This window comes from Paenibacillus sp. EB106-04-04-XG159, assembly GCF_058791835.1.
The window spans coordinates 1-14,120 of sequence record NZ_JBYTDY010000031.1; the positions used below are offsets into that span (position 1 = coordinate 1).

The following is a 14,120-nucleotide window of genomic DNA, read 5'->3' on the forward strand; positions in this document are numbered from 1 at the left end:
TCAAAGAACAATATTCAATCCGAAGCATTCTTTCGCTTCGTTTCGCCCTGTCGTTCAGCGGCGACTTAATTAATATAACACATGGGCAATAGCAATGCAAGCATTTTTCTTAAAAAAGTTTAAACATCCGGAAAACCGCATAACAGCTGTCTTTATACCGCTGTATTTCTTACACTCAGCTCCTAGCTCTCTGCGATCTCCGGATTCGAAATAATAGACTACTTAACGGCTACAACAGACTCGATCCATAGCTGCTTATCCTTAGCTAATTGCTCTATCGTCCCGTTAATGCTAACCCAAGGACGGGTCGGATATTGGTTATCAATAAACACAATCCTACCTACTCGGCCATCACTAAGTTTAACAACTGTTCCTTGAGATAGATTCATCATCTTATGAATGAACGTTAGCACCATCTGAGGATCGAGCTTACCGAAGGATGCTTCTTGCAGCTTCTCTAATGCTATGAAAGGTGACTCCGCCATTTTGTATACGCGATCCATTGTCATGGCATGAAACATGTCTGCTATAGCAACAATCTTGGCATACACGTGAATCTTCTCGCCTGAAATTCGCAATGGATAACCCTTTCCATCAATACGCTCATGGTGTTGAAGTGCCGCTAGCTTCACGCCATCATTGAGAGCAGGTGTCTTGCGGAGTATCTCATAGCCAAACTGAGTGTGTCGTTTTATTTCAAGCTGTTCATTAGGTGTCAGTGTGTCGCGCTTGTTAAGGATATCGTCGTCCAGCTTCATTTTTCCGATATCATGCAGCAGTCCAGCCAGTGCAATCTGCATTCCTTCCTTAGGAGGCATGTCAATCCATTGTCCTATGAGGTAAGAGGTTAACGCCACCGCAATGGATTTATGTATCAAGTAGTTTGACATGTCCTTGTTCAAATGATCATGAAGCTGGGATCTAACTGCCATCGGGTGAAATTGTTTAATATGTGCAATGAGCTTTTCCAATAAGCTGCGCAATTCCAATATAGGAATACGAATTACGGCGGATGTTCCCATCATCTTATCTACATGTGATGCAAGCTCCATCCATATATCCAGAAATATTCGTTCTTCATCTGACACCTGCTGCAAATTAACCGCAGGCAAGCTTCCATCCTCTTTGGCAGGATTCGTTCTTGCTGAAGATTGCTCCTTATCCGTATTGCATTCTATTTCAAGCTGATGAATCATAAATGCATCCAATACTTCCAGATCCCGATTAGATAGAACTCGATTCTTAGACATCAATAGGCCTCCAAGAACCGAATAAACATCTTGGGCTAATCGTTCACCTGGATTGACTTGGGCTAGTGGAATCATGACCATTAACCTTTCACACTCCTAGCTAGTATCGACAATTAAGTTATGCCGCCTCCACAACAGGTTCATTGCGTATGACACCATTTGCAGCAAACATATTCATTCCGAACTCATATGATCCTATAAAATTAGGTAATATCGAGCCTTAACAGATCATGAATCGCTCTAACCTTCATTCTACCAATATCTCCCCACAAAATGAATAGGGACGCAATATCCTGCGTCCCTACACTTTAAATCACTATATTATTCTTCATCGCTTGAAGGTGCTTCTGTTCCTTCGGAAGTTTGGTCTTCAATCTCCTCTTCTTCCTCTTCCGCCTTATCACAGCGGGTAACAGTTGCAACTGCGTCCTCATCGCGAATATTAATGATCTTAACACCTTGTGCATAACGACCCATTTGTGAGATACCGTCGATGCTAGTACGTATAATAGTACCCGATGCTGTAATAACCATCAGATCATCTTCGTCATTAACAATCTTCAGGCCGACAACCGCGCCATTCTTATCAGTAACGTTGATCGTCTTAATCCCTTTACCGCCACGGGTCTGTGAACGATAATCACCGATAGGGGTACGCTTGCCGTAACCTTTTTCCGTGATAATCAGAACATCATGCGCTGGATCAATGACATCCATATCGATGACATAATCTTTATCATCAAGAGCTATACCCTTAACACCTGTAGCTGAACGGCCCATAGAACGAACATCCTTCTCCGAGAAGCGGATCGACATACCCGTACTTGTTCCCATGATAATCTCTTGCTCACCATCCGTCAGCTTAACGCCGATCAAGGAGTCTTCTTCACGCAAGTTAATAGCAATCAGACCGCCCTTACGAATGTTCACGTAATTATCCAATGGCGTCTTCTTCACTATACCTTCGCGTGTCGCAAAGAACAGGTATTGATCCTCGTTAAATTCTTCAACCGTAATTACAGCTTGAATCTTCTCACCCTGTTCAATCTGAAGTAGGTTAATGATCGGAGTTCCACGTGCAATTCGGCTTAAGCCAGGGATCTCATATGCTTTAATTCGGTACACCTTACCTTTGTCGGTAAAGAACATCAGGTAATGATGGGAATTCGTAACGAACATATGCTCAACGAAATCATCATCCTTCGTTCCCATACCTACAACGCCTCGACCGCCCCGCTTCTGACTGCGGTATGTCGTAACAGGCAAGCGTTTGATGTATCCGCTGTGTGTAACCGTAACGATAACATCTTCACGCGGAATGAGATCTTCGTCGAGAATGTCTTCACCGATCGTGATCTCTGTACGGCGCTCATCCCCAAACTTCTGCTTGATCTCTTCCAACTCATCGTAAATGATATTTAAGACGAGTTCCTCACTGCCGAGAATTTCTATAAACTCAGCAATCTTCTTCATCAGCTCGTTATATTCTTCTTCAAGTCTCTCTCGCTCCAAGCCTGTGAGACGGCGAAGACGCATATCCAAGATCGCTTGTGCTTGATCATAGGATAAGGCAAAACGTTCGATCAAGCTGTTACGCGCTTCCTCATCACCGCGAGAACTGCGAATGATCGCTATTACTTCATCCAGATGGTCAAGCGCTACCTGCAAGCCCTCAAGAATATGGGCTCTAGCTTGTGCCTTCTTCAGATCGAATTCGGTTCTACGGCGAATGATCTCAACCTGATGCTGGATGTAGTAATAGATGACTTCGCGCAGATTCAACAAGCGCGGTTCATTATTAACCAGAGCGATCATATTCACGCCGAAGTTCGATTGCATCTGCGTATGGTGATATAGATTGTTCAAGACAACGCTTGGATTCACATCGCGGCGAAGCTCGATCACGATGCGCATACCGTTGCGGTCGGACTCATCGCGCAAGTCGGTAATACCTTCAATACGTTTCTCGCGTACGAGTTCAGCGATCTTCTCTACAAGACGCGCTTTATTCACCTGATACGGAATTTCCGTTACGATAATACGAGCCTTGCCGCCATTCTCCTCGATCTCAGCTCTAGCTCTCATCGTAACAGAGCCTCGACCAGTTGAGTAAGCACGGCGAATGCCTTCTCTTCCCATGATCATGCCTGCTGTAGGGAAGTCCGGACCTTTAATATATTCCATAAGGTCAAGCGGTGTCAGTTCCGGATTGCGGATGAATGCTTGTACCCCATCGATAACTTCTGTTAAATTGTGCGGTGCAAAGTTTGTCGCCATACCGACCGCAATACCTGATAGACCATTAACGAGCAAGTTAGGGAAACGGGATGGTAATACGACCGGTTCTTTCTCTTCTCCGTCATAGTTGGGTGCATAGTCTACCGTATCTTTATTCAGATCGCGCAATAATTCCATCGCAATCTTGGATAATCTCGCTTCTGTATACCGCATCGCAGCCGCAGCGTCACCGTCGATCGAACCGAAGTTACCATGGCCGTCGATCAACATGTACCGCAGAGAGAAATCTTGGGCCATACGGACCATCGTTTCATAAACTGCAGAGTCACCATGTGGGTGATACTTACCTATAACTTCACCGACGATTCTCGCTGATTTCTTATGTGGCTTGTCCGGTGCCATGCCTAGCTCCGACATCGCGTACAAAATACGGCGATGAACCGGCTTCAGACCGTCGCGCACGTCAGGCAGCGCACGACTCACGATGATACTCATCGCGTAATCTAGAAAGGATTCCTGCATCTCCGTTCCAATGTCACGATCCTTGATATGCGATTGTTGTTCTTCTGCCATGCTGGACCTCCTTCAAATTGTTCGTTAACAGCGTCCGCATTGGTATGATAACAGCCATATCTCGCTCCGCCGAGGGATCGTATTACTCACAAGAAAAAACGGCATGATTCCCTTGCAGGAAACAGCACCGTCTTCCCTCTAATAATGGCAAAAAAACCTTTGTTTATCGCTATACTTATTATATTACTTTCACAAATAAGAAACAATTAAACGTTTACTTCATTCGGCTTTATATCCGAACATTTAAGCCGAACTCCCTCTTCTAATGCATCTTAACCAAGCGGATGGTTGGACTTACTATCATTCATTATACCATGAAATGAAGCCATTACCGTACATAATCGTCAAAGTGGAGCCGTTAGCGTTAATCATACCCTTCTTACCGCTTACCAAATCTATAATGACTAATAAAAACACGAGACTGGAAGAAGAAATTCTTATTCCACTCTCGTGTCGTATATTCATGAAGTCATCAACGAACTTAGATGTCCAAGTTCTTAACAAACTTCGCGTGCTCTTGAATAAAATCACGGCGGGGTTCAACTTGGTCGCCCATCAGCGTATCAAAGATCTCGTCAGCCCGCTTCGCATCGTCTACCGATACCTGCAGCATCGTGCGGCTTTCTGGATCCATAGTCGTTTCCCACAGCTGTGTAGCATTCATCTCGCCAAGACCTTTATAACGCTGTACGTTGACCTTAGCGCCTTCACCGAACTCTGCGATGATCTCATCGCGCTGCTTCTCACTTTCAGCATAGCGAATAACTTTATTGCGCTCCACCTTGAAGAGCGGGGGTTGTGCGATATAGATATAGCCTCGCTCAACGAGCTGTCTCATGTAGCGATAGAAGAACGTCAGGAGCAGCGTGCGAATATGCGCTCCATCAACGTCAGCATCTGTCATAATAACGACCTTGTGGTAACGGGCCTTGGAGATATCGAAGTCTTCTCCAATACCGGTGCCGAGCGCTGTAATAATCGCGCAAATCTCCGCGTTGGACAATACTTTATCCAAACGAGACTTCTCTACGTTCAGAATCTTACCGCGGAGCGGAAGGATCGCTTGAAAATGACGATCGCGCCCTTGCTTCGCCGATCCACCCGCAGAGTCACCTTCGACAATGAAGATCTCGCTGATGGATGGATCCTTGGAGGAGCAATCCGCGAGCTTGCCTGGCAGTGAGCTCACTTCAAGCGCGCTCTTGCGGCGTGTTAGCTCACGCGCACGCTTAGCTGCTTCACGAGCGCGTGCAGCCTGCGTCCCCTTCTCCAGAATCTTGCGGGATACAGCCGGATTCTCCACGAGGAACTGCATGAATTTGTCCGCGAATACCGATTCAACGATACCGCGTACTTCACTGTTTCCAAGCTTCGTCTTCGTCTGTCCCTCAAACTGAGGATCAGGAATCTTAACAGAGATTATGGTTGCTAATCCTTCACGAACATCATCACCCGTCAGGTTGGCGTCACTGTCCTTCATCAGGTTCATCTTGCGCGCATAATCGTTAATAATACGTGTTAATGCGCTCTTGAAGCCTGACTCGTGTGTTCCGCCCTCATGAGTGTGAATATTGTTGGCAAAGGAATAGATGTTATCTGTATAGCTGTCATTGTATTGCAAAGATATTTCAACCGAGATATTATCCTTTAAACCTTCTACATAGATAGGCGGCTCATGCAGCTTCTCGCGGTTGCGGTTCAGATATTCGACGAATTCCATAATACCGCCGTCATACTTGAACACATTGGAATTACCTGTTCGCTCGTCAACGAGCTGGATCTCAATGCCTTTATTCAAGAATGCAAGCTCCCGAATACGGGAAGCGAGCAGTTCGTAATCAAAAACTAGCGTTTCTGTAAACACTTCATGGTCAGGAAAGAACATAATCGTTGTTCCTGTCTCTTCTGTATCACCAACTATCTTGAGGTCATACTGAGGGACACCTCGATGGTACTCTTGCTGGTGAATATGTCCGTCTCGTTTAACAGTTACGATAAGCTTCTCGGACAAGGCATTAACGACTGACACGCCAACACCGTGAAGACCGCCGGATACTTTGTAGCCTTCTCCTCCGAACTTACCCCCGGCGTGAAGAACGGTCATAACAACCTCAACTGTCGAGCGTTTCAGTTTCTGGTTCTCACCAACTGGAATTCCGCGTCCATTATCCACAACCGAGATGCCGTTATCTGGATGGACAGTAACAATAATCTTGTCACAATATCCTGCCAGAGCCTCATCGATACTATTGTCAACGACTTCCCAGACCAGATGATGAAGACCTTTAGCGCTGGTTGAGCCGATATACATACCCGGACGCTTCCGTACGGCCTCTAGGCCTTCCAACACCTGTATCTGACTCTCATCATACGAATTCTGGTTCAAAGACATGCCATTCACCCACTTCTCTAATTTCAATCCCGTCTATCTTCATCCAAGCGAGGCAAGTGATGCGAACGCTTCTTGAGTGTTGTCGACGATATCGGCGAGTAATACACTTTTCCGGTCGTGACGACAATCGACTTCGCTTCTTCTTCCCCTATACTCTCGATGTTCTTCATCTTGAGAGAGTGCGCCACGAATTGCTTGGATAATTTGGATGACTTCTCAATGGTAATGTCGAATATAGCGACCAGCTCAGAAGAACGGATCACCTTCTCGCCACCCAAGTGTATATACATTCAACTCACCTCATCAGCGCTTGACTTGCCCACCATCTACATGAAAAATGTTTGCATCCTGCAGCTTGCTTGCATGAATGCCCTCGACTCCGGTCGTCGTAATGAAAGTTTGCACTTTTCCTTGGAATGTTTCTATAAGCTGTGTCTGCCGATAAGTATCGAGCTCAGATAATACATCATCAAGCAACAGCACCGGATATTCACCAATCTCTTCATGCATCAGCTCGATCTCTGCAAGTTTCAACGATAGCGCGGTGGTACGCTGCTGACCTTGAGAGCCGTATGTTTGCACTTCTTTACCGTTTATCGAGAACACCAAGTCATCACGATGCGGTCCAACCAAGGTCATCCCGCGCCGCACTTCCTGATTATGCATTTGTGTTAACTTTATCATAAATTGCTCTAATAAGACAGTATCATCCTCACCCTCGGCTGCAAATGAAGGCTGATAATCAATAAGGAGCTGCTCCTGACCATTGGTAATGCCAGCGTGGATCTGCTCTGCCCACACTTGGAGCTTCTTTAAATATTGTTTCCTTTTCTTAACAATCTTAACGCTATGTTCAGCAAGCTGTTCATTAAAAATATCCAGCATCATGTTGGACGTCTTAGCCTTGCCATCCCACATCTGCTTCAGGAGGTTGTTGCGCTGAACAAGCACCTTCTGAAATTGCTGCAGATGATACAAATAACTAGGCTGAACTTGACCAATCTCCATGTCAAGAAAGCGGCGTCGAATACTCGGGCTTCCCTTCACGATCTCTAGGTCCTCTGGTGCAAACATCACCACATTGAGAGAACCGATAAAGCCGCTAAGCTTCCGCTGTTCCAAACCGTTCAGCTTGGCTTTCTTCCCCTGCTTCGATATGGATAGATCCAATTGGCATGCGCCGTACTTGCGCTCAATAGAAGCATGCAGATTAGCCTGATCAGCATCCCAGCCAATAAGTTCTTTGTCCTTGGACGTACGATGCGACTTCGTCAATGCCAGTACGAATATCGCTTCCAGCAGATTAGTCTTACCTTGCGCATTACGTCCTACGAACAAATTGACTTGATGGTTTGTATCAAGATCCAGCGTCTCATAATTGCGATAGTGATTCAGAGCCAGTGATCTGACGATCAATCGTTAACCCTCCTGAACAACGCGGAAACTGCCGCAGCCGTCCACTTCGACCGTATCGTTTGGATACAATTTGCGTCCACGGCGAGTATCTACTTCTCCGTTCACTCGCACAGCTTCCTCAGCCAGCATGATCTTAGCGTGACCGCCGGTCGACGCACAGCCAGCAAGCTTAAGAAATTGACCTAGCTGAATATATGCAGTTTTGTCTGTTGCTATTGCGATGTCTTTCATCTTTGTTCCTCCTTTTCGGAGCAAGGCTCTTGCCCTCTATCCTTAGTTCGTTGTGCGGTATGGCAAGATCAAGTGCAGGCTGTTTACACCTTCAGTTGGCTTGATAATGATCGGACTCATAGCGCCGGTAAAGTAAATATTGATGTGCTCGCACTCAATAACCTTGAGAACATCAAGCATATACTTGGAGTTGAATGCAATCCGCAGCGGATCGCCTGTAAATTGTTTTGCTTCGAGTTCTTCCGTAACACGGCCTAACTCAGAGGAGCTCGATGATATTTCAATCGTTCCGTCTTCTTTTGTTTGCAAGCGGACGATATTCGTTTTTTCCTCACGAGACAGCAAATAAGCGCGGTCGATCGCTTCCGTCAATTTTTTTGTATCCAGAACGAGTTCTGTTTTGAATTGTGTCGGAATAATTCTAGAAGTATCAGGGAATGTCCCATCGAGAATACGCGAATAGAACAGGACATGATCAATTTTAAACAACACCTGGTTATCCGCAACGACGATGTCTACAAGCGTATTCTGATCTGGAATGATCTTGCTCAATTCGTTCAGCGTCTTACCCGAAATAACAATGTTCTGGAAACGAAGTTCTGGATCCACATCAATGCGAGCCGTTCGGCTTGCTAAGCGATGGCGGTCAGTTGCCACAAATTTTAATTCCGCGTCTTGAAGATTCCATAACAGTCCTGTCAGGATCGGTGTTGTCTCATTGGTGGAAATGGCAAATACCGTTTGCTTAATCATCGTTCGAAGCAGATCGCCGTTAACGGTGATGACTTGGTTCTCTTCGATGCTAGGAAGCACTGGATATTCCTCTGGGTCTAAGCCGACCATCTGGATATCCGTCTTGCCTGCGCGGAGATAGGTTTGAAATTGTTCCTTAACCTCAATCTCAATATATTGGGAAGGCAGCTTCTTAATAATCTCAACAAAAAATTTAGCGGGCAATACAACACTGCCTGGACGCTCAATTTGAGCAATCGTTTGTTTGTCATCCTCAACAGGTATAAAGCTTTGAATGGATATATCCGTATCACTAGCGGTAAGTGTTACCCCTTGAAAGGTAACGTCAACCTTAATCCCTGTCAAAATGGGGATAGTTGTTCGGCTGGAAATTGCTTTCGATACATTTTGTATTGCTTCGTTCAGTTCATTTTTCAGAATGGATAACTTCATACTTTCACTCCTCGAATGCGTAAGTGTTGATTGTGAATCACTATTTCTATGATGAATATCTTTTAAATTATTTATAGTAATAGTAATAGGGACAGTGGATATGTGGATAAGTGGGTTAAGCTTATATAAGATAAAGCCTATCCACATGTGTATAGTTTGTGCATAGGCTTGTCATTTTGTTCACAGTGTCGGGTTTTTAATTTTGTCGATGAGATTCTGGATGACCTTGTACAACTCTTGATCGTCGACTAGTGTCTGTGTAATCTTCTCATGCGCATGGATAACCGTCGTATGATCTCTGCCTCCGAATGCTTCCCCGATCTTAGGCAATGAGTAGTCCGTTAATTCACGCGACAGGTACATCGCAATCTGACGAGGAAATGCAATGGCCTTGGTCCGTTTACGCGCTTTAAAGTCTTCCAACTTCAAGCCATAGAACTCGCCGACTCTTTGTTGAATATCATGAATGGTGATGATCCTCGGTCTGCTGCTCGGAATAATGTCTTTTAACGCTTCTGCCGTCAGATGAGTCGTAATATCCTGATTCGTCATCGTCGAATAAGCTACAACACGAGTCAGAGCCCCTTCAAGTTCACGGATGTTCGTATTGATCTGGTTAGCGACATATACCATCGCTTCGTTCGGAATATCGAGGTTCTCGGCTTTCGCTTTCTTGCGTAGGATCGCAATCCGCGTCTCCAGATCAGGAGGTTGAATATCGGTTATAAGTCCCCATTCGAAACGGGAACGCAGCCGCTCTTCCAGCGTCTCGATCTCTTTAGGCGGTCTGTCACTGGAAATGACTATCTGTTTATTGTCGTTATGAAGCGCGTTAAACGTATGGAAAAATTCCTCTTGAGTCGATTCCTTGCCCGCAAGGAACTGGATGTCATCTATAAGCAGAATATCGATCGTGCGGTATTTGTTACGGAAGATTTCGCCTCTATTATCACGGATCGAGTTAATGAACTCATTCATAAACTTCTCAGATGTTGTATATACGACGCGGCTTTTCGGATTATGCTCCAACACATAATGACCGATCGCGTGCATCAAGTGAGTCTTTCCAAGACCTACGCCTCCATATAAAAATAACGGATTGTAAGCCTTAGCTGGAGCTTCAGCAACAGCAAGCGACGCAGCATGCGCAAAACGGTTGTTGGAACCAATAACGAACGTATCGAATGTGTACTTTGGATTCAATATGTTGGATACAGGTTCCTCCTGCAATACCGCTCGCGGCGGCGGAGACTGCGGTTGCACGATTTCTGGCTCAGCTAGCGCTGCTTCCTCGATGATGAATTTGACCTCTACTTGCTTGCCAGTTATCTCATATACAGTTGAACTAATAAGCTTCGTATAACGGCTCTCCAGCCATTCAACGGCAAAGGTAGTCGGTGCTGTAATGATAAGCTGGGTGTCAGTGTACTTGACCGCTTTGGTAGCTTTAAACCAAGTATCGAAGCTTGGCTTGCTCAATTTCGTCTGCACGACGGTCAATATTTCTTGCCAGTATGCATTTACTTGGCGATCCACAGATGGTTTCACTCCTTCAAACCTGTTGCGTCGTCACAGTTGACGCGCTCCCCCGGCAAATTCGCCTATAAGGACAATTTCCCCGACAAAGTGCGCAAGGAGGGCTCTCTCTGCTTACAGAAAGCCCTCTAGATATGCAAGGGCGCATTGTCGGGGTCTATGTTGGTAACGACAAGACGCAATGCTGCGGCCACTGTCGAAAAATACCGTACTATGTTCATTATTATCCACAATAACAACATTGCAGTAATGAAATTAATAACAGGTGAGGATAACTTGTACACAATGTTATCCACAGGTTGTTAATAAGTGTTGTTGAAATAAAATTATACACAACCGAAAAGCAATATAAGCATAGCAGATGAGCCCTTATATTTCAACGATAGTCCAAATTTTATCCACAAATTCAATAGCTTGTGTATATGTTTTATATACAACACTAGATATTGTTTATAACTTGTGACTGTTCGACAGAGGGGTTAAATATGCCGTCGAATGTTATACACAAAAGATTAAAGAAAATGTCTACAAATCGTAAAGTTTTGCACATGTTAATAACTATTGAAGAATGATGAGGATTGATGTTGGCGGCTTATCATGTTGTGAATAATTAGTTTGTAATATGGAAGTGTAATCGTGATCGAGAGAAGAGCCTGGTTAATGTGCGTTGAAATGCACGAATGGGTCGAGCATTGACTTTTTGCTTTATTTTTGATTAAATATATAAAGGATTTTTATGCTTTGAGCACAAAGCCGGTTTTGACCGGTTTAACATGAATATTCCTGTTTGAGGAGGTGCAATTAGAATGAGACCAACATTTAAACCAAACGTGAGCAAGCGCAAGAAAGTTCACGGTTTCCGTACGCGTATGAGCACGAAGAATGGCCGCAAGGTACTGGCTGCTCGTCGTCAAAAAGGCCGCAAAGTATTGAGCGCTTAATAACGCTGCATCCGAGACCACTGCGGTGGTCTTTTTTTTCTTTATCATCAGCTTTATTCAGCTTAATGCGTTATATACGTAACTATGATGTTTATTCCAGCGGGCTCAGGTACATACTTTGGAAAATAAGTCTCATGATTTATTACCTATATGATTATGCAGCTTGAGCTGATACGAGATAGGCAGGAGTATGACTGTGCAAAGTGAATATCGTCTAAAAGATCGCGCGGATTTCAGCCGCGTATATCGATACGGACGTTCGTGGGCCAATCACCAGCTCGTCTTATATGTATACCCTAGACCTGAGGTGGAGAAATTCCGCGTCGGTATTTCCGCTAGCAAAAAAATTGGCAATGCCGTCGTGAGAAATCGTATGAGACGCTTGATTAAGGAAATCATGCGGCTGCACGCTGATCGGATCAAGGATCATGTTGATATTGTCATTATTGTTCGCAAAGGCGCCGTGGATATGGACCATGAACAATTGACGAAGAGTGTGCTTCACGTATGTCGAAAAGCCTCAATATTTAAATGAAACAATCTGAAAATGTTGTTTCCAAAAATTAAACATCCAACCTTTCGTTAAAACAGAAGTGAAACGTATGTATATCAGGGCTTGTACCGTTTCCATTAGTAGGTGAAGTATGATATATTATCTTTGGAATCGGATGGTGTAGAGAGGAGTTTTGTTATTGTCGCTGAAAAAGTTGTTTACGAACCGTAAATGGCTCCTCGTGGTAATATCTGTCATGTTTCTTGTGCTGTTAAGTGGATGTACTTCTTCTAATACAATGGCCACAATGAAAACTGAAGATCTTCTACAGGGAAACTTTTGGGAAAGAAACGTAGTTTATTATTTTTCATTAGCATTGGATACGTTTGCTAGTTGGTTTAACGGAGAATATGGATTAGCTATCCTGATGATTACCGTTATCGTGCGTACGGCGATCTTGCCGCTGACGATTAAGCAGGTAAAGAGCTCTAGACAAATGCAAAAGATTCAGCCGCAATTGGCAGAACTGAAGAAAAAGCATAAAGACAATCCACAGAAGCAGCAGGAAGAAACGATGAAGCTGTTCCAGCAGCACAAAGTGAATCCGCTTGCGGGCTGTTTACCAATGTTGATTCAGATGCCAGTATTTATTGCATTGTATAATGCGATATATATGAACTCTAATGTACGAATGCATGAATTCCTGTGGTTGAAGCTGGGTGAGCCGGATCCTTACTATATCCTGCCTGTGATCGCAGCATTGACGACATTTATTCAATCGAAGATGATGTCCAATCAGATGGCATCTTCCATGCAATTTATGATGCTCGTATTCCCTGTATTGATCTTTGTAATGTCCTTGAGCTTCCCAGCGGCATTGCCTCTCTATTGGGTATACAGTAACACCTTTACGATCATTCAGAACTATTTCCTTTATCGGAATCGAGACAAGGAGGTACAACCGGCGAAATGAGTACCTTGACTGTATCAGGGAAGACGATCGAAGAAGCTGTTCAGAAAGGCTTGGCCGAACTCAAGGTCACGAAAGACCAAGTGACTGTTCGTGTAATCGAGCAGCCGTCAAAAGGGTTTTTGGGGTTTATAGGTACGCGTCCTGCTAAAGTTGAGCTTACGCTTATTCAGTCCGCTCCTAGTACAGCGACACACGCAACGGCAGAGAAAGCGCAGGTATCTGCAGCTGCTGCCAGCGCGCCATCGATCGATGCAGATATGCAATCGAAGCAGGGTGGGACTGATGACCTGAAGCACGATGCGATATTGAAGCAAGCAAGTAATGAAGGAAAGACAGCTGCAAACGGCATTGAAGAAGCGAAGCTGTTTGTCATGGATGTAGCACGTACGATGGGGCTGGAGGTTGACGTGATAGTAGACAAGAAGCGAGAGCATTTCTTGTTTGATATTGCGGGCGATGATCTGGGACTTATTATTGGACGACGCGGACAGACATTGGATTCCTTGCAATACTTGACCAATCTGGTCGCTAATCGTTACTCTGATCAGCATCTGCGTATCGTACTTGATGCAGAACAATTCCGCGATCGCCGGAAACAGACACTTGAAGCATTGGCGGAACGCCTTGCTAACAAGGTCATTCGTACACGCAAAGAAGTGGTGCTCGAACCGATGTCCCCGCAGGAGCGCAAGATTATTCATGCGAAGCTGCAGGACCATGGCAAGGTGAAAACGTACAGTAAGGGAGAAGACCCTAACCGTCGTATCGTGATCTCCTTGAAATAATCCCATGTTATGCATGTTCATAGCACGATAAATATCACGCAATGATTGCCCCTGATGGTTTGGGGTAATCATTGCTTTTTTTAGATTATTGCGTACCTGGAGCTGGA

General features: G+C 44.8%; 12 protein-coding genes. 4 read left to right on the plus strand and 8 right to left on the minus strand.

Annotated elements, in window-relative coordinates; genetic code table 11:
* Nucleotides 1-218: 218 nt before the first annotated feature.
* The 8 genes from AC3WTP_RS22715 to dnaA form a co-directional block, all read right to left on the minus strand.
* A complete protein-coding gene (locus AC3WTP_RS22715) occupies nt 219-1,250 on the minus strand; it encodes an HD-GYP domain-containing protein (protein ID WP_492396903.1) in 1,032 nt (343 codons plus the stop codon).
* 321 nt (nt 1,251-1,571) lie between these two features.
* Nucleotides 1,572-4,061, minus strand: a complete 2,490-nt coding sequence (gyrA, locus tag AC3WTP_RS22720; RefSeq protein WP_492396904.1) for a DNA gyrase subunit A — start codon at nt 4,059-4,061, stop codon at nt 1,572-1,574.
* 481 nt (nt 4,062-4,542) lie between these two features.
* Nucleotides 4,543-6,453 carry a DNA topoisomerase (ATP-hydrolyzing) subunit B gene (gyrB, locus tag AC3WTP_RS22725; protein WP_492396905.1) on the minus strand — a complete coding sequence of 637 codons (1,911 nt, stop codon included), beginning with the start codon at nt 6,451-6,453 and terminating at the stop codon, nt 4,543-4,545.
* A gap of 23 nt (nt 6,454-6,476) precedes the next feature.
* Nucleotides 6,477-6,743, minus strand: a complete 267-nt coding sequence (remB, locus tag AC3WTP_RS22730) for an extracellular matrix regulator RemB (protein WP_492396906.1) — start codon at nt 6,741-6,743, stop codon at nt 6,477-6,479.
* A gap of 13 nt (nt 6,744-6,756) precedes the next feature.
* Nucleotides 6,757-7,869 (minus strand): DNA replication/repair protein RecF, encoded by a 1,113-nt coding sequence (gene recF / locus AC3WTP_RS22735; protein ID WP_492396907.1) that lies wholly within the window; start codon nt 7,867-7,869, stop codon nt 6,757-6,759.
* A gap of 3 nt (nt 7,870-7,872) precedes the next feature.
* Nucleotides 7,873-8,100 carry an RNA-binding S4 domain-containing protein gene (locus AC3WTP_RS22740; protein WP_458569606.1) on the minus strand — a complete coding sequence of 76 codons (228 nt, stop codon included), beginning with the start codon at nt 8,098-8,100 and terminating at the stop codon, nt 7,873-7,875.
* Nucleotides 8,101-8,142: 42 nt separating this feature from the next.
* Nucleotides 8,143-9,285, minus strand: coding sequence for a DNA polymerase III subunit beta (gene dnaN, locus AC3WTP_RS22745; RefSeq protein WP_492396908.1), 1,143 nt, complete (start codon nt 9,283-9,285; stop codon nt 8,143-8,145).
* A gap of 180 nt (nt 9,286-9,465) precedes the next feature.
* The gene (dnaA, locus tag AC3WTP_RS22750) at nt 9,466-10,821 is read right to left on the minus strand and encodes a chromosomal replication initiator protein DnaA (protein ID WP_492396909.1); all 1,356 of its coding nucleotides are present in this window, start codon (nt 10,819-10,821) and stop codon (nt 9,466-9,468) included.
* Nucleotides 10,822-11,627: 806 nt separating this feature from the next.
* Here dnaA and rpmH point away from each other — a divergent pair.
* From rpmH to jag, 4 genes are all read left to right on the plus strand, one after another.
* Nucleotides 11,628-11,762: a 50S ribosomal protein L34 gene (gene rpmH, locus AC3WTP_RS22755; RefSeq protein WP_458569604.1), complete on the plus strand. Its 135-nt coding sequence runs from the start codon at nt 11,628-11,630 to the stop codon at nt 11,760-11,762.
* 196 nt (nt 11,763-11,958) lie between these two features.
* Nucleotides 11,959-12,297 (plus strand): ribonuclease P protein component, encoded by a 339-nt coding sequence (gene rnpA / locus AC3WTP_RS22760; protein WP_492396910.1) that lies wholly within the window; start codon nt 11,959-11,961, stop codon nt 12,295-12,297.
* A 157-nt stretch (nt 12,298-12,454) separates the two neighbouring features.
* The gene (locus AC3WTP_RS22765) at nt 12,455-13,228 is read left to right on the plus strand and encodes a YidC/Oxa1 family membrane protein insertase (protein WP_492396911.1); all 774 of its coding nucleotides are present in this window, start codon (nt 12,455-12,457) and stop codon (nt 13,226-13,228) included.
* Nucleotides 13,225-14,013: an RNA-binding cell elongation regulator Jag/EloR gene (gene jag, locus AC3WTP_RS22770; RefSeq protein ID WP_492396912.1), complete on the plus strand. Its 789-nt coding sequence runs from the start codon at nt 13,225-13,227 to the stop codon at nt 14,011-14,013. Before AC3WTP_RS22765 ends, jag begins: the two co-directional genes overlap by 4 nt.
* Nucleotides 14,014-14,120 lie beyond the last annotated feature (107 nt).